15 protein-coding genes are annotated in these 19,348 nt (G+C 67.4%); 4 read left to right on the plus strand and 11 right to left on the minus strand.

Going from position 1 to position 19,348, the window contains the following annotated elements:
- Nucleotides 1–22 precede the first annotated feature (22 nt).
- From ASPU41_RS18665 to ASPU41_RS18680, 4 genes are all read right to left on the minus strand, one after another.
- Nucleotides 23–4,264 (minus strand): Pls/PosA family non-ribosomal peptide synthetase, encoded by a 4,242-nt coding sequence (locus ASPU41_RS18665; RefSeq protein WP_069952181.1) that lies wholly within the window; start codon nt 4,262–4,264, stop codon nt 23–25.
- An 81-nt stretch (nt 4,265–4,345) separates the two neighbouring features.
- Nucleotides 4,346–5,722, minus strand: coding sequence for an aspartate kinase (locus ASPU41_RS18670; protein WP_231941113.1), 1,377 nt, complete (start codon nt 5,720–5,722; stop codon nt 4,346–4,348).
- Nucleotides 5,723–5,806: 84 nt separating this feature from the next.
- The gene (gene ectB, locus ASPU41_RS18675) at nt 5,807–7,078 is read right to left on the minus strand and encodes a diaminobutyrate--2-oxoglutarate transaminase (RefSeq protein WP_069952807.1); all 1,272 of its coding nucleotides are present in this window, start codon (nt 7,076–7,078) and stop codon (nt 5,807–5,809) included.
- A gap of 317 nt (nt 7,079–7,395) precedes the next feature.
- A complete protein-coding gene (locus tag ASPU41_RS18680; RefSeq protein WP_083266616.1) occupies nt 7,396–8,412 on the minus strand; it encodes a M20/M25/M40 family metallo-hydrolase in 1,017 nt (338 codons plus the stop codon).
- A 194-nt stretch (nt 8,413–8,606) separates the two neighbouring features.
- On the opposite strand from ASPU41_RS18680, the gene ASPU41_RS18685 reads away from it, so the two are divergent.
- On the plus strand, nt 8,607–9,737 hold the full coding sequence (locus tag ASPU41_RS18685) for an LLM class flavin-dependent oxidoreductase (RefSeq protein ID WP_069952182.1): 1,131 nt from the start codon (nt 8,607–8,609) through the stop codon (nt 9,735–9,737).
- On the plus strand, nt 9,737–10,198 hold the full coding sequence (locus tag ASPU41_RS18690) for a MarR family winged helix-turn-helix transcriptional regulator (protein ID WP_069952183.1): 462 nt from the start codon (nt 9,737–9,739) through the stop codon (nt 10,196–10,198). The genes ASPU41_RS18685 and ASPU41_RS18690 overlap by 1 nt, the downstream gene beginning before the upstream one ends.
- Nucleotides 10,199–10,230: 32 nt before the next feature.
- Here ASPU41_RS18690 and ASPU41_RS18695 read toward each other — a convergent pair whose 3' ends face one another.
- Together ASPU41_RS18695 and ASPU41_RS18700 are read right to left on the minus strand one after the other, a co-directional pair.
- Nucleotides 10,231–11,037, minus strand: a complete 807-nt coding sequence (locus ASPU41_RS18695) for a transglutaminase-like domain-containing protein (RefSeq protein ID WP_069952184.1) — start codon at nt 11,035–11,037, stop codon at nt 10,231–10,233.
- 73 nt (nt 11,038–11,110) lie between these two features.
- Complete coding sequence (locus ASPU41_RS18700) at nt 11,111–12,133, minus strand: hypothetical protein (protein WP_331712763.1); 1,023 nt, start codon at nt 12,131–12,133, stop codon at nt 11,111–11,113.
- Between ASPU41_RS18700 and ASPU41_RS18705 the strand changes: the two genes are divergently transcribed.
- Nucleotides 12,132–12,806 carry a DUF1684 domain-containing protein gene (locus ASPU41_RS18705; RefSeq protein WP_069952185.1) on the plus strand — a complete coding sequence of 225 codons (675 nt, stop codon included), beginning with the start codon at nt 12,132–12,134 and terminating at the stop codon, nt 12,804–12,806. The genes ASPU41_RS18700 and ASPU41_RS18705 overlap by 2 nt on opposite strands.
- Before the next feature lie 4 nt (nt 12,807–12,810).
- Nucleotides 12,811–13,302, plus strand: a complete 492-nt coding sequence (locus tag ASPU41_RS18710; protein WP_069952186.1) for a GtrA family protein — start codon at nt 12,811–12,813, stop codon at nt 13,300–13,302.
- 99 nt (nt 13,303–13,401) lie between these two features.
- Here ASPU41_RS18710 and ASPU41_RS18715 read toward each other — a convergent pair whose 3' ends face one another.
- The 5 genes from ASPU41_RS18715 to ASPU41_RS18735 form a co-directional block, all read right to left on the minus strand.
- Nucleotides 13,402–14,559, minus strand: a complete 1,158-nt coding sequence (locus ASPU41_RS18715) for a cysteine desulfurase family protein (RefSeq protein ID WP_069952187.1) — start codon at nt 14,557–14,559, stop codon at nt 13,402–13,404.
- 79 nt (nt 14,560–14,638) lie between these two features.
- The gene (gene nadC / locus ASPU41_RS18720; protein ID WP_197515711.1) at nt 14,639–15,562 is read right to left on the minus strand and encodes a carboxylating nicotinate-nucleotide diphosphorylase; all 924 of its coding nucleotides are present in this window, start codon (nt 15,560–15,562) and stop codon (nt 14,639–14,641) included.
- Nucleotides 15,559–17,301, minus strand: coding sequence for an L-aspartate oxidase (gene nadB, locus ASPU41_RS18725; RefSeq protein ID WP_083266617.1), 1,743 nt, complete (start codon nt 17,299–17,301; stop codon nt 15,559–15,561). The genes nadC and nadB overlap by 4 nt, the downstream gene beginning before the upstream one ends.
- On the minus strand, nt 17,298–18,611 hold the full coding sequence (gene nadA / locus ASPU41_RS18730; protein WP_069952188.1) for a quinolinate synthase NadA: 1,314 nt from the start codon (nt 18,609–18,611) through the stop codon (nt 17,298–17,300). The genes nadB and nadA overlap by 4 nt, the downstream gene beginning before the upstream one ends.
- Complete coding sequence (locus ASPU41_RS18735) at nt 18,608–19,318, minus strand: NUDIX hydrolase (RefSeq protein WP_069952189.1); 711 nt, start codon at nt 19,316–19,318, stop codon at nt 18,608–18,610. The genes nadA and ASPU41_RS18735 overlap by 4 nt, the downstream gene beginning before the upstream one ends.
- Between the last annotated feature and the right edge of the window lie 30 nt (nt 19,319–19,348).

Below are 19,348 nucleotides of genomic sequence, written 5' to 3' on the forward strand. Positions count from 1 at the left end.
GCCGCTGATCCCGCGGCACCCCTCAGATCCGGACGGCCTTGTGGCGGCGAGGAGAGTGGGCACCGTGGGCCGCCCTGGCCGGTGTCAGGGACCTTCCGGCGGTTGCCGGCAGCGCCCGGTGGCGGGGCCCGCTGGGGAGAGGTGCCGGGCGCCGGTCACGCTGCGGATGGCTCACTTCGCGGGCCGGGTTGCCGACGTAGGTGGTGTTTTCCGGGACGTCTTCGCCCTTCATCAGAAACGCGTCGGCCTCAAGGGTCGAGCCGTCTCCCATCGTCACCCCGTAGTGGACGAAGGCTTCCACGCCTACGGTGCAGCGGTTCCCGAGAACAATACGGCCGGATTTGAAGGTTCCGTCCTCCAGGGAATGGCCCTGGATCACGGTTCCTTCATTGAGCGCACAGTCATCACCGATGCTCACGAGTGTTTTCTCCGGTATGCCGCAGCCTGCATCGTAGAGCCGTTTGCCGACTTTGACGCCCAGTAATCTCATGAACCCGGACTTGAACGGGGTCCCTCCGAAGGGCGCTCCGGTCAACAGCTTCCAGAGCCGTTCGTGCTTCCAGAAGTAGTGGTCGTAGATGGAACAGTATTCGGGCTTCAGGCTGCGGAAACCCATCACGGAACGCTCCACCAGGATGGAGAAAAAGGTGCTGAACAGCATAAAGCCGAGCATTGTGCCGGAAATCGCCAGCACCCCGATGTAGCCGTGCGCCGAAACGGCAACAGCGCCGCTGAGCGTGGCCGTATAGATCATGAACCAGCGGATGGTCAGGAACAGCGCCATGCTCCGGATGTTGTACCGGTTCTTCGCCGGGAGGAGCCTGTTTTTCGCCTCCTCCAGCTTGTCCTCGCTGAACTGCGCGTCGCGCTGCACGGAGCGGGGAATTTCGAAGGGGGGTGAGCCCAGCAGGCCCACGTCCGACCGGACGGGCCCGTCGATCGGGACCATCACCTTGGTGCCCAGGAGGCAGTTCTCCCCGACCCGGGCGCCAATCGGGAAGGTGATGTCGTTGCCCAGGAAGTTGCGGCCGGCCACGCTGACCCGTGAGAGGCGGAACGAGGTGCTCGAGAAGTCTGCGTTCATCATGTTCAGACCGTCTGAGGCCATGGTTCCCGATCCGACGGTGCTCAGGAACGGCGACTCGTGGGCCACGGCCGGACCGAAGTTCGATCCGGTCTGCACCACCTTGCCCAGGTCATAGCCCAGGGCCTGCAGGTAGTGCACGATGTAGGAGCTGTCGCCGAAGAGGTTCTTGTACACGCCGGCGTTGGAGATCCCCGCCATCATCCGCTGGAGCGAATAGTGCACCCCGTACAGCGGGTAGACCTTGTCCGGGGTGAGGAAAAGGTTCAGCAGGCGCGGGACGCTAAGGACAAAGATGAGGCCGCCGATCAGCCCGGCGATGAACAGCACCAGAGTCACGAGCGCTGTATCGACAAAGAACTCAAGGGCACCTAACTGCAGATGTCCGGTCTCCAGGTAGGACGGCAGGAACGAGGCCAGCCCCAGGACGAAGACCGGGACGACCAGGACAAGGCGGTTGAACAACTGGAGCAGGCTGAAGATGACGCGCCTGCGCGTGCTGCAGTTCGCTTCGGGAACCCGCCGGAATTGGGTACTCGTGCGTTCAGCGGGGGAACCATGCCAGCTTTCTCCGTCGGGGACGGCCTGGTTTGTCTGCAGGGCCGAGGCATGTCCCAACTGGCTGTCATCCCCCATCGACGTGCCGATGTCGAAAGTGGTCTTCTCCGAGACAAGAACGTTCCGGCCGAACGTCACCGGACCCTTCTCGAGGACACCCGGGCGCGCCCGGTAGCAGAGGAAGAAGGAGTTCTTATGGATGACGGTGTTCTCGCCGATGGTGAGCAGGTCCGTGCACACCGGCACTGTCCGGGAGAAGATCACCACACCCTTTCCGATTTTTGCCCCCAGCATCCGCAGGTACACCACGTAGAGCGGTGAGCCCGCAAACAGCACGAGCGGGTTAGCCCGCGTCAGGGTCTTGACTGCCCAGAACCGGACGTAGTCCAGGCTCCATATTTGAATCAGCCCCGGCTTCCACCGCCCCACCAGGACCCATTTCGCGAGGACCGGGGTCAGGGAAAGCACCACGAAGGTGGCGGCGCCGAAGCCCACGGACCGCAGCCACATGTCAATGGGCGAGGTTCCCCCGGACGCCCATAAGAAGCCGAAAACCAGCAGCCAGGCGGCATACATCGTGTAGCCCAGGAAGACCAGCAACTGGATGGTCCCGCAGAGAAAGTACTGGAAGGAGCTGGCACGGGGCAGTGATGGCGGGGGCACCAGGTCAGCCGACGGCCCCGCCGGTACCAGTTCAGCTTCAATGCCCCTGGCTTCGAGACACTCGGCAAGCTGCCGCACCGTTGGGTGCTTGTAGACGTCCTGCATGGCCGCTGACGGCAGCCCGGTTTCTTTTCTGACACGGGCGCAGAAATGGGCCATCAGCAACGAGTCGGCGCCCAGGTCGTTGAAGAAATGCGCGTCCGTGGACACTTTCTCCAGTCCCAGCACGGCACCCAACTGCTCCGCCAGGGCCTTCTCGGACTCCGTGGCCGGGGCGGTGTAGGACCCGTTGCCCGCCAGGCTCAGCCTGTGCGTCGGCTGGGGTAAACGCTTCCGGTCCACTTTTCCGCTGGCCATCATGGGCATGGACTCAAGCTGTTCGAAATAGCCCGGAACCATATATCCTGGAAGCCGGGTGCGGAGCATCTGGCGGATTTCACGGGCATCGATGCTCACTACGTCCTTGCGGAGGGTGTAGTAGGCGGCCAGTTCGACCGATCCGCGCTCCGGCTCAAAGGTCTGAACCACTGCCTGCGCGATCCCCGGAAGCTGCAGCAGGAACGACTCAATTTCGGTCAGTTCGATACGGTACCCGCGTATTTTGACTTGTGTGTCGATCCGCCCGAAGTACTCGATCTCCCCCGCCGCATTGATCCGCCCCAGGTCCCCCGTGCGGTAAATCCGGCCGGAGGGATTGTTTCCGATCCCGAGGAAATCCGGAATGAACGCCCGCTCAGTCAGATCCGGTCGGTTGACATAACCCCGGGCCAGGCCCACGCCGGCGAGTCCGATTTCCCCCGATTCCCCGGATGGCAAGGCCCGGGAATCATCAGGGTCCAGAATGACAGCCGAGTAGGTGGGCAGCGGCACTCCCAGCGACACCGGGCTGTCGGGGTCAAGGACGGCCCACGTGGCCGTGACGGTCGCCTCGGTGGGCCCGTAGACGTTCAGGAAGCGACGGCCGGGGCGGTGCCAGCGGGTGACCAGATCCCGGGGGCACGCCTCCCCGGAGACCAGCAGGAACCGCAGGCCTGGCAGGTCTTCGTCAAGGGTCGCCAGGAGTGTCGGTACGCAGCAAAGGGCTGTGATGCTCTTTTCCTGCAGGTACTCAGCAAGCTCGGCACCCAGCAGGCTGGGTCCGCTCGGCTTGGGCACCAAGGTGGCCCCTGCCAGCCAGGAGACCCAGATTTCCTCCACCGAGAAATCAAAGGCGATCGTCATCCCCTGGTAAACCCGGTCCGCTGACCCGATGCCATAATGTTCGGACGCGACACGGACAAAATTGCAGATACTGGCCTGCTCCACGGCCACGCCCTTCGGCCGGCCGGTGGTACCCGAGGTGTAAATAATGTAGGCCAGTTCATCGGTTGCCCCGCCCAGCTCCGCACCGTTCATTCGGTCGGGGTCTTCCGCGTCGACGTGCGGCTGCGCATGGTCAAGGCACACCGTCTGGGCGGCGACTTCAGGCAGCAGGTCCTTCAGATGTGACAGGGACAGAACCATGGCCACATCGGCGTCTTCAACGATGTATTTGAGTCGGTCCGGGGGGAACCCCGGATCCAGGGGCACATAGGCGGCGTGGATTTTAAGCGTCGCCAGCATCGCCACGTAGGCACGCCACGGCTGATCGAACAGCAGCGCGATGCGGTCCCCGGGCCGGGCCCCGCAGGCCAGGAGGTGGCGGGCCAGTTGATTCGCCCGTCCATCCAGCTCCTGATAGCTCAAAATAACGTCACCGGCGTCGACCGCAATCTGGGCACCACGTCCATCGTTTCGCAACCTGTCACAGCGGTCCTCGAATAGCTGTTCCAGCCGTTCGCCCTGCTGCCAGCGGGCGGCCTGGTCCGGGGCGGCCGACGTCAGGATCGTTCCCTCCGTTGCCCCGCCGTCGGTCGAGATCTTGCCGCGCAACTCAGCGGGGGCGGTGATGCCACTATGGACCTTCACCTTTTTACTCATGGATTGCTTCCTTCGCATGAAGTGACGTGTGGCGGACGGTTGCTGATGTCATCGACGGCTCCGAACGGGCGGCGGTGTCATTCACGAGATGATCCGGGAGTGCAGCGAGCCGCCCCGCGAGGCAGGGCTCGGCGCCAAACCCCGGAGGCCGTGGCCCCAGCGGATGTCGCCGCCCGGGTCCCGGCCGTGGGCCGTCGGTGAGCCTGACTGTGCCGTCTCCCCCGCCGCCGGGGCCATGCCGAACGCCAGCCGGACGGCGCGCTCGGCATCATCGATCCGCCCGGCGCGGGTGATGGCCGCGACATAGGTCTCCGATATTTCGACCAAATCGACTTCGATACCGGCTTCCGACAGGGTCCACAGGAAGGTGCAGACGACGTCCGGCGAGGACCGCATGCCCACGCCGGTGACTGAGACCCTGCCGACTTCACCGCGGTGCTGCAGTGCCTGGAAACCTATGGTCGCTTGGGCAGCACCCAGCACCGCGAGGGCGGGAGACGCCTCCGGTGCCGGGATGATCAGGGCAACGTCGGAACGCGTGGAGCCTGTGCCTGCCGCGCTTTGGACGATTGTCTGGACGTTCACCCCTGAACGCGAAAGCACCTGGAACAGACGCGCCATGCTGTCGGGTTCGTCGGGAACTCCGACAACGATGACCTTCGCCGCCGAGTTCACGCCACCCACGCCGGTCACGACAGGTTGTTCCCTCACCGGTTTCCGGAACGGGTGGCGGTCAAGTCCAGGCAGGATCAGCGTTCCCGGCGCGGGCACGAATGAGGACCGGACATGGATCGGAATGCCGAATCGGCGGGCGTATTCAACACACCTCAGGTGCAGCACCTTGCACCCGGAGGCCGCGAACTCCAGCATGACCTCGCTTGAGAGGACGCCGATTTTGCGGGCCTTCGGGACAATTCGCGGGTCCGCGGTGTAGACACCGTCCACATCCGTGAAAATCTCGCAGATGCTGGCGCCGAGTGCCGCGGCCAGCGCAACTGCGGTGAGGTCTGAGCCACCCCGGCCGAGGGTGGTTACCCTCTTGCCCTTCCTGGTTCTTCCCTGAAAGCCCGCAACAATCGGAGTTTCTCCACGGGCCAGGGCGGTGCGGATGCGGTCGGGCCGGACGTCAGTGATCTGGGCTTTGCCGTGGACGCTGTCGGTGATGAGGCCCGCCATGCTGCCGGTGAAGGTGACGGGCGTCTGGCCAAGATCTGCCAAGGCGATGGCCAGCAGTGCCGACGACACGAGTTCGCCGGTGCTCAGCAGGGCGTCGAGGTCGCTGGGACGCGGTCGGCGTGAGACTTCGGCGGCCAGATCGCACAGTTCATCGGTGGTGTCGCCCATGGCGGAGACAACCGCCACGACCTGGTACCCGTTCTCCCGGGTCATGGCGATCCGCTGGGCCGCGCGGAGGATGCCGGAGGGATCCGCGAGGGATGAGCCCCCGAACTTTTGCACGATGACGCTCCCCCGGGGAGTCGTCCGGTCCCTTTCGTCTAGCACGACCCAAGGCCTAACCATCCAGCCGGGGATGTCCTATCCCTAGGCAATGGACTTCACCGTGACCTTCCCGCCGGTCACCGACTCGGCTGCGTCTGCAAGGATGTCGAGTCCCTTCAGCAACTGTGCGGGGTCTATCGTCAGCGCCGGCATCGTCTTGATGACTTCGCCCTCCGGCCCCGAGGTTTCCGCCAGCAGGCCCCGGGCGAACGACTCGGCCGCGATTTTCCCTGCCATCTGGTGGTCGGGGTAGTAAATGCCCGCTAGCAGTCCCCGGCCCCGGACGAGCGCACCTTCAGTACCCGCTGCGATCTGGGTGAGGCCCTCGTGCAGTTGCGAAGCGAGCCCCGCGACTTTCGATTCAAACCTCCGGTCCTGCCAATAGAGCTCCAGGGCAGCAGTTCCGGTCACGAACGCCGGGTTGTGTCCCCGGAAGGTCCCGTTGTGCTCCCCCGGCTTCCAGATGTCCAGTTCCGGTTTGAAGAGTGTGAGGGACAGGGGCAGTCCGAACCCTGAAATGGACTTGGAGAGGCAGACAATATCGGGGGTTATGCCGGCATCTTCAAAACTGAAGAATGTTCCCGTGCGCCCGCATCCGGCCTGCACATCGTCAACGATGAGCAGGATGCCGTGTTGGTGGCAGAGTTCTGCAAGGCCCCGCAGCCAGGAGGGCCGGGCGGCTCTGAGGCCGCCCTCGCCCTGTACGGTTTCCACGATGACCGCGGCGGGTTTGTCGACGCCTGAGCCGCTGTCCTCCAGCGCATGGCGAAGCCACAGGAAGTCGGCTGGCTGGCCGTCAAGGAATCCGTCATAGGGCATGCTGGAGGTGTTCGTGAGGGGAACCCCGGCGCCCTCCCGTTTCATTGAATTGCCTGTCACTGACAAAGAGCCCAGCGTCATTCCGTGGAACGCATTCGTAAAGCTGATGATGTGTGTCCGGCCGGTGACCTTTCGGGCCAGCTTCAAGGCCGCTTCCACCGAGTTTGTACCCGTGGGACCGGGAAACATGACTTTGTAGTCAAAGTCCCGGGGCTTCAGGATCAGCTCATGGAAAGTTTCCAGGAAGCGTCGTTTAGCCACCGTTTTCATATCGAGGGAATGAACTATTGCACCGGAGAGAAGATATTCCACGAGCGGTCGGAGCAGCTCCGGGTTGTTGTGTCCGTAGTTCAGCGCTCCGGCGCCGGAGAAGAAATCAAGAAAGTCCCTGCCGTCCTCGCTGTAGAGAGTACTGCCTGCAGCGCGGTCAAAGACCGTGTCCCAGGTGCGGCAGTAAGTGCGGACTTCCGACTCCAGATTTTCAAAGATATCCATCATTAGCTTTCCTTCGTTCTTTCCCCAGCCTTGGAGCGGCTCAGACATCCGGAAAACGGTCACGGCGAGCGAATTGCTGCGGCGCAAAGTCGCAAACAGGAAGTGACCGGGTAACTCCAAGCTATGTAACCCCGGTAGCTTCGGGACCCGTAGGCCGTACTCGAAAACTCGCCGCCCATCCGACCCGGTCTACTTAGCTGTACTCACACAGGAGGGGTGTTCACTCAAGTAGTCAGCATTCCGCCGCAGCAGCCCGCCGGCGGGCCGCCCCGGACGGCACACCGAAGGGGCTGCTGCGGTTATCGAGAAGCGGCTGTTTAGCCCCGCGGGGCCAGCGCGTACGTGGCGGTGGCGTAGGCCAGGGCGGCGGACATTTCCTTGAGCAGGTCCGGGTTGGTGTTCTTGATGGTGTCGCAGGCCCGGTGGTAGCAGGAATCGAGGTCCTTGCCGGCCGTGCCGCCGTAGGACTGCACCTGGGCCCTGGTCTTGGTTTCCACGTCGCCGCTGAACAGTCCGCCGCCGGGGATGCCGGCCTGCAGGAACGGCTCGTAATCGGACCCGCCGTCAAACGGCGTGGTTTCGGCCGGCAGCGAGTTCTCCTCGAAGAAACGGAAAAACACGTCTTCGATCTGCTTCGAACCCGCCGGGCCGGCCTGCTCGAAATCGGACCCGTCGCCGTCGTGGATGGACCGCACCCCGTTCGGGGAGGCCAGCATGTCCACGTTCAGGTTCGCCGCGGTCCGGGCCTTCTCGGCCCGGCTCAGCTCATCGACATAGTGCTGGGATCCGTACAGGCCGTCCTCTTCAGCGCCCCAGAACGCAAACCGCACCCGGTTCGCCGGGGTGATCCCGTTCTCCTTCATCCAGCGGGCAATCTCAATCATGGCCGCGACCCCGCTGGCGTTGTCATTGATCCCCGGCCCCTCGCGCACCGAATCCAGGTGCCCGCCCACCACCACGGTGTTCTCGGCGCTGCCCCCGGTATCGGCGAGGATGTTGAAGCTCTCCACCTGCTTCCGGTTCTTGCCCTCGCCCCGGAAGGAAAAGGCCTGCCGGACCGGGTTGTACCCGGCCGCGCGCAACTGCTCCTCAACGTACCGGGCGGATTCCTCATAACCGGAGGTCCCCGACGCCCGGTTCCCATCATTGTCATCAGCGATGCGCTGCAGCGCCTCCAGGTGATCCACCATGCCCCGGCCCTTGAACTCCGCCAGGACCGCCCGTGCGTCCACCCCGCCCACCGGCTCCAGCCGCGGAGCCGTGCATCCCGGGAGGACGAGGCTGATCGTCAGCAAGATCGCGGCGGCCGCTGCGGTTCCAAGCCTTTTCATCATGTGGGCATCCTCCAGGCTATGAAGATAACGCCCTGGCCTCTTCTGAGAAAGTGCCGGCCCTCCCCTACCGGAGGAACACCCGTGGGGAATATTCGGACGTGGCGGACGTTATACCGCTCAATAGATGCAAATGCATCTAAATCGGCTATAGTAGAAGCAGCTCCCGGAAAAGTCCGGCCACGGAAGGGCATATCATGCAGATCGGCGTCTTCAGCGTCAGCGACATCACCACCGACCCCACCACGGGTCGTACCCCCACGGAGCACGAACGCATCAAGGCGTCCGTGGCGATCGCCAAAAAGGTCGAGGAAATCGGCATGGATGTCTACGCCATTGGCGAGCACCATAACCGGCCTTTCTTCTCTTCCTCCCCCACCACGACTCTGGCCTACATTGCCGCGCAGACAGAGCGCATCATCCTGTCCACCGCCACGACGCTGATCACCACCAATGACCCGGTGAAGATCGCCGAGGACTTCGCCATGCTCCAGCACCTGGCCGACGGCCGCGTGGACCTGGTCCTGGGCCGCGGCAACACCGCCCCCGTCTACCCCTGGTTCGGCAAGAACATCCAGGACGGAATCGAACTCGCGATCGAGAACTACAGCCTGCTGCGCCGCCTCTGGGACGAGGACACCGTCAACTGGTCCGGCAAGCACCGCACACCGCTGCAGAACTTCACCTCCACTCCGCGCCCGCTCGACGGCGTAGCCCCCTTCGTCTGGCACGGTTCGATCCGTACGCCGCAGATCGCGGAAGTCGCTGCCTACTATGGCGACGGATTCTTCGCCAACAACATCTTCTGGCCCAAGGAGCACTACCAGCAACTGATCGGCCTCTACCGCGAACGCTACGAGCACTACGGCCACGGCCAGGCCGACCAGGCAATCGTGGGCCTCGGCGGACAGTTCTTCATGCGCAAGAACTCCCAGGACGCCGTCAAGGAGTTCCGGCCCTACTTCGACAACGCCCCGGTCTACGGCCACGGCCCGTCGCTCGAGGACTTCACCTCGCAGACCCCGCTGACCGTCGGCAGCCCGCAGGAAGTCATCGAAAAGACGCTGAGCTTCCGTGAGTACTTCGGCGATTACCAGCGGCAGCTGTTCCTGATCGACCACGCGGGCCTGCCGCTGAAGACCGTGCTGGAACAGCTGGACCTGTTCGGCGAGGAGGTCCTGCCGGTCCTGCGCAAGGAATATGCCGAGAAGACCCCGGCCCATGTCCCCGAACCGCCCACCCACGCCGGACGTGTCGCCGCGTCCCTGGCCGCAGCCGGGCAGTCCTCCGGCGAAACCGCCCGCACCGCCGGCACGAAGAGCGTGTGATGTCCGCCAAAACCACCCAGTCGCCGGTGCGCCTGGCCGCGGAAACCTGGGAATCCCTGTTCCGCGCCCAGGTGGCGGTCATGCGCCGGCTGCAGGCCGGCCCGGCGTTCAAAACCCTGGCCGTGAACGAGTACGACGTGCTGTTCACGCTCTCGCGCTGCCCGTCGGGGTGGCTCCGCCAGAACGAGCTCAACGACCACGTGCTGCTGAGCCAGTCCAGCCTGAGCCGGCTCGTGGAACGCCTCGAAAAGCGCGGCCTGGTGGAGCGGATGCCGGCGCCCGACGACGGCCGCGGCGTCCTGGTCAAGCTCACCGAGGCCGGCTGGGAGCTGCAGAAGCAGATCGGCCGGGAGCATGTCCGCGACATCGCCAACCTGGTGGGCCCGGCCCTGACAGCGGCGGAGCAGCAGGAGCTGCTGCGCCTGACGGAGAAGCTGCGGGCCTCAGTGACGGCACGCTGACCCGCGGTGCAGGGCCCCGGGGCCGCTGACGCTTAGTGGAGCGTGACGAGCTTCGCCGGATCCTCATCCGGCAGCTCGCCGTCCACGACGGCAGTGACCTGGAGCTGCGTCAGGGACAGGCTGCCGCCCACCGTCGACAGGAACGCGGTGTCCGAGGAATCCCGGCCGGCGGTGATCCGCAGCATGCTCTCCCGCGGTGCCAGGCCGGTGGGGTCGATGACGTGCCAGGCACCGTTGATGTGGGCCTCGGCCACCGCGTGGAAGTCCATGGGACTCAATCCCGGGGCATAGACGGCGGCCAGCCTGGCCGGGACATTTCTCGCGCGCAGCAGGGAGATGGCCAGGTGGGCGAAGTCGCGGCAGACCCCGCGGCGGTGCAGCAGGGTCTCGACGGCGCCGTCGGTCCCCCGTGAGGATCCGCTGATGTAGCGCAGCTCGCTGAAGACCCAATTGCGTACGGCGTGCAGCAGCTCCGCGCCCTGCAGGCCGCCGAATTCCGCGTAGGCGGTGGGCAGGAGCCGGTCGGACTCGGCGTAGCGGCTCGGCCTGACGTAGCGGATGAGTTCCATCAGCCGGGTTTCCTCCGGCAGCGCGAACCCCGTAACGGTTGCCGTGTACTCCACGAGGACCTCCGTGGGGTCCGCAAATTCCATGTAGTGGAAGCGCCCGCCGTGATGGTCCGAGAGCTCAGTCAGCGGGACATCGGTGCCGCCGGAGGTCACGGACAACGACTCCATGAAGCCGCCGTAGCCGGCGTTGCGCGCCAGGGACACCGCCAGCGCGACCTTGGTGTCGGCCACGGTTTTGAAGGACAGGCGGGTGGCAACAGAGCGTTCCATGTATCTCCGGGGTGTGAGGTAACGGCGGTGAAGTGGCCGCTCCCGGCCCTGCGGGTGGGCGGGCGGTGCGGGACTAGTTTTTGATCTTCAGAGACATTAGCATCCGCTGGACGTTGGCGAATTCCGAGCCTTCGTTGACGTATTTGGCCGCCTGGTCGAGGGTGTCGAACGCCTTGGCCGGCGCAACCTTCTGATCCGGGGCGAACGCCTTCAGCTCCGCCAGGTCGCCGAAGGAGTAGTCGCCCATGCCCTCAGGGCCGCGGACCAGGCTTTGCAGCGCGCAGGACTTCCCTGCTGGACCGCCGACGATGTTGGTGATGCCGTAGGAGCCAAAGTACTTGTAGCCCTGGATCACCCGGAACACCACACGCGGCTCGATCGTGCCTTCCCCGCCGCGATGCGGCAGCTCCACCGGGACGCTGCTGACGACGACATACGGTTTCGCGGTCTCGTCGGCGCAGGCCGCGGCCGGCTGCGGGCTGAGCCCGGTCTGCAGGGTGGCGAGGTAGCCGCCCTTGGCGTCCTTGACCTCGATCTTCAGGGCGCCTGTCAGGGTTCCCTGATCCGGGGCCACCGACTGGGCGATCCACTCCTGCGGGAGCTCGAAGCTGACAGTCTTCGCCGGATCGGTGAAGACCTTCCAGGGGGCCGCGGTCGAACCCGGTTCCGCCGGGCCGGTGCTCGTGGATCCCGTGGCAGCGGCGGTGGAGCCGGGCGAAGCGGCCGGTGTGCTGCCGGCCGCTGATGATTCCGGGGAGGGCACGCTTCCGCCTGCGCCCGGGCTGCTGCCCGCGGTCCAGGCCGGGGTGCCCTTGTTTTCGCTGCTGCAGCCGGACAGCGCGGCCGCCGTCAGCGTCAGGGCAGCGGCGATCCGGCTGCCGCGGGCCAACGTCCGCCGGAATGTACCCGTCCCAGTCATGGTGCCAGCGTAGCGGGACTTCGGGACGCCCGGAGTACCCGGATCGGTGTTTCCTGGAAGCCGCCGCCGCGCTGCAGCAAGTCCTGCGGGATCGGCGTCACCGGGTGCCATCAGCACGGCGGGCGCGCCGCCGAAGGCGCCGTTCGCCGGAAGGAAAGCGGGATACGCTGGGGACATGGCGGATCAGGATTTTGTCTCCACGGATTTCGGGGACCAGGACAGCGTGGCGGAGATCTCCGCCGTCGACATCGCGGACTGGCGGATCCGAACCTTCGCGCTCTACGCCAATGTGCGCAAAATCGCGGCGGAGGATCCGGCCGAGGCGCATTCCTACTGGCGCCAGGAGCGGGACCGGATGTTCGGCACGCACCCCGCCTCGCCGCTCACGGCGGCCGCGAAGTCCAGCTTCAGCGGGCTCAAGACGGCGGACTACGACCCGATCCACCGCTTCCACATTCCGCTCACCATGCAGGGCGCCGGACGGGAAATGAACGTGGAAACCGGGACCGACGGTGTGGTCCGTTTTGTCCGGCTGGGCACCTTCGATCTGCCGGAACTGGGCCAGCTCGCCGTGTGGAAGCTCAACGGCTACGGCGGTGGCATCTTCGTGCCGTTCCGTGACGCCACTGCCGGGCAGCCCGGCGGCAGCTATGGCGCAGGGCGCTACCTGCTGGACACCATCAAGGGTGCCTTCCACGGGGTGCGGGGTTCCGGCCCGGAGGCTGAGTTCGTCGTTGATTTCAACTTCGCCTACAACCCGTCATGCGCCTACAACGAGGCGTGGGCCTGCCCCCTCCCCGGCCCGTCCAACCGCCTGGCCGTGGAGATCCCGGTCGGCGAGCTGTACTGAGCGGATGGATGCCCAGCTCGAGCAGCACTCCCCTGCCCCTGCCGTCACCGCCGTCCCTGTTCCCGTCCGTCGCCGGCACCGCGGCGTCCTCCGTTACCCGCTGGTCCGCCAGCTGCTGAGGTTCACCGCCGTCGGGCTTGTCTGCACGGCGACGTCCCTGGCGCTCTATGCCCTCCTCCGCCCGTACCTCGGCTCACAGCCGGCCAACGCGGCGGCCCTCATCCTCACCTCACTGATGAACACGGCGCTGAACCGCCGGCTGACATTCAAGATCACCGAACGCCACCGGATGAAGCGCGACCATCTCAACGGCCTGATCGTGATCCTCGTGGCGCTGCTGATCACCGGAGGCAGCCTCGGCGTCCTGCACTGGATCAACCCTGGGACCACCGTCGCAGATGAGTTGTGGACCACCACGCTCTCCGGCTTCGTGGCGACCGCCGTACGTTTCACCCTGCTTCGGCACTGGATCTTCCGCCGGGCCCGCCACCGCTAGGTTTTCCGCACCCCGCCGCGCCGAAGACCCCCGCTTGCGCTGTCGGATGACGTGTTTTGGAGGGCCCCGGAACAGCACTAAGTGACAGGGCAACCGGGGTCAGGGGGCGCCGAGGGACCGGACGCTCCCGACGGCGGTGCCGACCGCGGCCGCTGCCTCCTGCAGCTCAGCGGCCGTGATCGTTGAGTCGAAGCTGAAGCGGACCGCGGTCTGCGCGATCTCGGCGTCGATGCCCATCGCCCGCAGCACCGGGGAGGGCTCGTCTGAACCCGCCGCGCAGGCCGAGCCGCTGGAGCAGATGACTCCCAGGCGTTCGAGTTCGAGCAGCACGGATTCGCCGCTGGTTCCCGGGAAGCAGAACGAGGCGACCGAGGGGAGCCGCCCGCTCGGGTCGCCGGTGAGCACCGCGCCCGGAACCTGCGCCTGCACCGAGCGGATGAAGTCGTCCCGCAGGGCGGAAACGTGTGCCGCGCGGTCCCCCTGTGCGGTCAGCGCGAGGGTGAGCGCCGTCGCGAGGGCGACGGCACCGGCCACGTTCTCGGTCCCCGACCGGCGCCCGCGTTCCTGCCCGCCGCCGTGGATCACCGGTTCCAGCCGGATCCGGCTCCGCACGAACAACGCCCCGCTTCCTTTCGGCGCGCCCAGTTTGTGGCCGGAGATACTCAGCGCGTCCACGCCCAGTGCCGCGGTGTCGATGGTCAGCCAGCCGGCGGCCTGGACCGCGTCGGTGTGGAACGGGATTCCCTGGGCGCGGGCCAGCGCGGCCAACTGTGCCACCGGCTGCACGGTTCCCACCTCGTTGTTGGCATAGATGATGCTGACCAGGGCGGTCTCGGGCCGGAGCACGGCGGCGAGGGCCTCCCCGGTGACGCGGCCGCAGGAATCGACCGGCACCACGTCGACGGCGAAGCCGTGCACTCGTTCCAGGTAGCGGGCGGACTCCTCCACGGCAGGGTGCTCGACGGCGCTGATGACCACCCGGTCCAGCCGGGGGTCCGCGGCCCGGCGGGCCAGCGCAATGCCCTTGACTGCCAGGTTGTCCGCCTCCGTGCCCCCTGAGGTGAAGACCACCTCGCCCGGCCTGCAGCCGAGCGCCCGGGCCGTTGCTGCACGTGCCCCGGCGAGCGCCGCGGCGGCAGAGTCGCCGAGCGAATGGTGGCTCGAGGGGTTGCCGAAGTCCCCGCTGAGGTAGGGCCACATGGCCTCGAGCACCTCCCGGCGCACCGGTGTGGTGGCAGCGGCGTCCAGGAAGATCACGGCGTCGCCCGGCCGGCCGTCTGTTCGCCGATCATGTCGCCGGTCACGTCGCTGATCATGCGGCTGGTCACGTCGTTGATCATTTTTCGGTCAGGCCCAGTTCAATATCCAGGCCCAGGTCCAGGGCGGCGACACTGTGGGTAAGTCCGCCGATCGAGATGACGTCCACCCCGGCGGCGGCGATGCCGGCCACGGTGGCCAGGTTGACGTTGCCGCTGGCCTCGACCCGTGCCCGGCCGCCCACGAGGGCCACTCCGGCGGCGAGGTCCTCCGGGGTGAAGTTGTCGAGCATGATGGTGTCCACCCCGGCGGCAAGCACCGGCCCGATCTGGTCGATGCTGTCCACCTCCACCTCGAAGTGCGTGGTGTGTCCGAGGCGCGCCCTGGCCTCCCGCAGCACGGCGGTGAGCTTGGCCGGGTCTCCCCCGGTCAGAACGGCCAGGTGGTTGTCCTTGGCCAGCACGGCGTCGGAGAGGCCAAAGCGGTGGTTGGCCCCGCCGCCGCAGCGCACGGCGTACCTTTCGAGCACCCGCAGGCCCGGCGTTGTCTTCCGGGTGTCGGTGATGCGTGCCCCGGTGCCGTCCACGAGGGCGACGAACTCCGCAGTTTTGGTGGCGATTGCGCTCATCCGCTGGACCAGGTTCAGTGCCACGCGTTCGGCGAGCAGCACGGCCCGGGCGTTCCCGCGGACCCTCGCGAGCGCCGTGCCGGCGGCAAAGGCGGCACCGTCGGCCACCAGGAGTTCGACGACGGCGTCCGGGTCAGTGAGCTTCATCGCGGCAGCGAACACCTCCCCGCCGCTGAGCACGCCGGGCACGCGGGCGGCCAGGACCGCCGTCGCGCGGGTGTCCGCGGGGATGAGCGTCTGCGAGGTGATGTCGCCGTACGGCGCGTCCTCCAGCAGGGCTGCCCGCAGCACCGCGTCCACGGCGGCTGCGGGCAGGGTTCCGGCGAGCGCCGTCACCGGGAGTGCGCCCGGGCGGGCGGCAACGGGAGCTGTCATGACGAAATCCTTTGTTTGGGACGGGATGCGGCTGCGTGCCGGCGGCCGTGCTGGCCGGGCGGCGGGGCCGCGAGCAGGGCGGGGGCTGCGGGCAGGGCGGGGCGGGCGGCTGCGGGGTCCGTATCGGCACGATAGTGTGCGCCCAGCGAGCCGGTGCGTTTCCGGGCCGCCGCCACCAGCAGCTGCGCGGCGAGCAGCAGGTTCCGGTCCTCATGGGCGGACTGGTCCAGGGCGGCCCGGTCCTCGCCGGCCGCGGCCGCAGCCCACTCCTCGAGCCGGACGGCGGCGGCATCAAGGCCCGCACCCGTGCGCATCACCCCGGCGGCGCCGGTCATGAGGCGCCGCAGCGCGTCCCTGCTGAACGCAGCGGTGCCCTGCCGCGGCTCCGCGGCGGCCATCGCGTCCCTGGCACCGCCCGGCGATTCAGCCGGACCGGGTCCCGGACCCGCTGCGCCCAGGAATGCCTCCACCGCACGGCGGCCGAAGACCAGCCCTTCCAGGAGCGAATTGCTGGCCAGCCGGTTGGCGCCCTGCGCTCCCGTGCACGCGACTTCACCGGCCGCGTACAGTCCCGGCACGGAGGTGCGGCCCCAAAGGTCGGTGGCCACGCCGCCCATCCAGTAGTGGGCCGCCGGGGAAACCGGGAGGGTTTGTGTGGTCCAGTCGTAGCCGGCGGCGCGGGTGGCGGCGGTGATGGTGGGGAAACGCCGGGCCAGGAAACCGGGACCGCGGGCGGCCTCGATCCCCCGGGCGTCCAGGAAGACGGGGCTGTCCGCCGGTGCACCGGTCGCGGCGAGGTGCAGGGCAATGCTGCGGGAGACGACGTCGCGCGGGGCCAGCTCGGCGGCCGGGTGGTAATCCGGCATAAAGCGGTAGCCGGCCGCGTCGAGCAGGACAGCGCCCTCCCCGCGAACCGCCTCGGAGATGAGCAGGGCCGGCGGACCGCCGGGGACCTCGTCCGCCGCCAGCGTGGTGGGGTGGAACTGGAAGAACTCCAGGTCCCGGACGGCTGCGCCGGCCCGCCAGGCCAGGGCCAGCCCATCGGCCGTGGCGACCGAGGGATTGCTGGTGCGGGCGAAGAGCCGGCCGGCGCCGCCGGTGGCCAGGAGCACCGCGTCGGCGTCCAGCTGGCGGGGCTGTCCGTTGGCCAGGTAGGCGACGCCGGTCACGCGGGCGGCGTCCGCCGTCGGGCCCGGTTCCCGGGGATCGGTGAGCAGTTCGGTCACGAAGGCGCCGGTCTCAACCCGCAGCCGGCCCTGGAACGCGCGGTCCAGGACTGCGGCTACGAGGGCGCGGGCGATCCGGGCACCCGTGGCATCTCCGCCGGCGTGCAGGATGCGGGCGGCGGAATGTGCCGCCTCAAGGCCAAGTGCCGGGGCGCCGCCGGGGCCGGCGTCGAAGTGCACGCCCAATCGCTGCAGCCCCGCGATGTCCCCGGCCGCCTCGGCGCACAGAACACGCACGGCCCCGGGGTCGTTGAGCCCCGCGCCGGCGGCGAGGGTGTCGGCGATGTGGGCCGCGACGGAATCGCCGGGCGCGGCCTCCCCCGGAGCGAGCACGGCCGAGACGCCGCCCTGGGCATAAAAGGTGTTGCTCAGCTCAAGGGTCCCCTTGCTCAGGAGCACCACCTCGCAGGCCGGTCCGCCGTCGGGCGCAGCGTCAAGGACGGCGTCGGACGCGAGCAGCGCGGCGTACAGTCCGGCAATGCCGCTGCCCACCACCACCAGGCGCCTGGTCACGGCCGCGCCGCCAGCATCCGCTCAAGGGCAACCCTGGCCGGGGCGGCGACGGTGTCCTCCACCGTGATGCGGTTGACCACCTCGCCGCGGACCAGCGCTTCCAGGACCCAGGCGAGGTAGCCGGGGTGGATGCGGTACATGGTGGAGCAGGGGCAGATGACCGGGTCCAGGCAGAAGATCGTGTGCTGCGGGTTCTCCGCGGCCAGCCGGTTGACGAGGTTGATCTCGGTGCCGACGGCGAAGGTCGCGGGCTCGGCCGCGGCGGCGATGGCCTTGCGGATGAAGTCCGTGGAGCCGGCGGAATCGGCGGCGTCCACCACTTCCATGGGGCACTCCGGGTGCACGATCACCTGCACGCCGGGGAATTCGGCGCGGGCCTTCTCGATCTGGCCGACGTTGAAGCGCTTGTGGACCGAGCAGAAGCCGTGCCACAGGATCACCCGGGAGTCCTTGAGGGTCTGTTCGTCGTTGCCGCCGAGGTCCTTGCGCGGGTTCCACATTGGCATCTGTTCCAGCGGCACCCCCATGGCCTTGGCGGTGTTGCGGCCCAGATGCTGGTCCGGGAAGAACAGCACGCGCCGGCCCCGCTCGAATGCCCATTCCAGCACCGTGGCGGCGTTGGAGGAGGTGCAGACGATCCCGCCGTGCTCGCCGCAGAAGCCCTTGAGGGCGGCGGAGGAGTTCATGTAGGTGACCGGGATGACCGGGACCCGGCCGTCGGCGTCGGGCTCGGTGCCGAACAGTTCCTCAAGCTGTTCCCAGCACTCGGTCACGGAGTCGATGTCCGCCATGTCCGCCATGGAGCAGCCGGCGGCCAGGTTGGGCAGGATCACGGCCTGGTCCGGCCGGGAAAGGATGTCCGCGGTCTCGGCCATGAAGTGCACACCGCAGAAAATGATGGCTTCGGCGTCGGGCCGGGTCAGGGCGGCATTGGCCAGCTGGAAGGAGTCCCCCACGAAGTCGGCGTATTCCACCACTTCGTCGCGCTGGTAGAAATGGCCCAGGACGACGGCGCGGTCCCCGAGGGTTGCCTTGGCGGCCCGGATCCGGGCGTCAAGTTCGGCGTCGCCGGCGAGCTTGTACTCCTCCGGAAGCTGGCCCTGCCGGGGGGTGGACGCCGGGGCGAGGTCCGCCGCGGAGGCGCCGGGGCCGTAGGCGGGCACGCCGGCGCGGGCCTCGGCGAGGTCGTAGTCCCAGGGCCCGCGGGCGAGCGCCGGGCTGCAGGTGGAGGCTGTAGCCCTGCCCTTGGCCGTGCTGCTGGCGGCCTGTTCGCGCGTGATCAGCTGGATGGCCGTGTTGACGCTGCTCATGGTGTGCTCCTGTTGTCTGGGTCAAGGCCTGGGCGGCCGGTAAAGCGGTAGAGGCGGGGCGGGCGGTGTTTGCCACCCTGCAGGTAATGCTCGGTTGCTTCGATCTCCGGCGTGGCTTTGATCTGCCGGCGGAAATTCGCCGGGTCCAGCTCGCGGTCCAGCACGGCCTCGTAGACCTCCCGGACCTGCGCCAGGGTGAAGTACTCGCCCAGCAGGTGGTACGCGATGGACCCGTAGGCCATCTTGTTGCGGAGCCGCCAGAGCGCGTACTCGATGATCGCGTTGTGGTCGAAGGCCAGTTCGCCGAGCCGGTCGGCGCGGAACCACCGCACGTTTTCGGATTCGTCCGCGAGCGCGGCCTCGGTGGGCTGCACCAGCGCCCAGTACACAATGGAGACCACACGCTGGGTGGGCGAACGGTGCAGCCCGCCGAAGGCGTAGAGCTGTTCGAGGTAGCTGGGCGCCAGGCCGGTGGTCTCCTGCAGGTTCCGCGAGGCGGCATCCGGCAGGGACTCGGAATGGGTCAGCGGGCCGCCGGGAAGTGCCCACATCCCCTTGAAGGGTTCGCGGATCCGGCGCACCAGCGGGATCCAGAGGGTGGGGCGGCCGGAACGCTCGCTGGGGCGCAGGGCGAAGATCACCGTGGAGATGGCCAGCGACGGCGGCGCGAGCTGGCGTTCGGCGACGTTTGCTGCTGCTGTGTACACGGTGATTCACCCCGCATTCTGAGGTTCGGG

Origin of the sequence: Arthrobacter sp. U41, from assembly GCF_001750145.1 — a bacterium.
Lineage (GTDB): Bacteria > Actinomycetota > Actinomycetes > Actinomycetales > Micrococcaceae > Arthrobacter.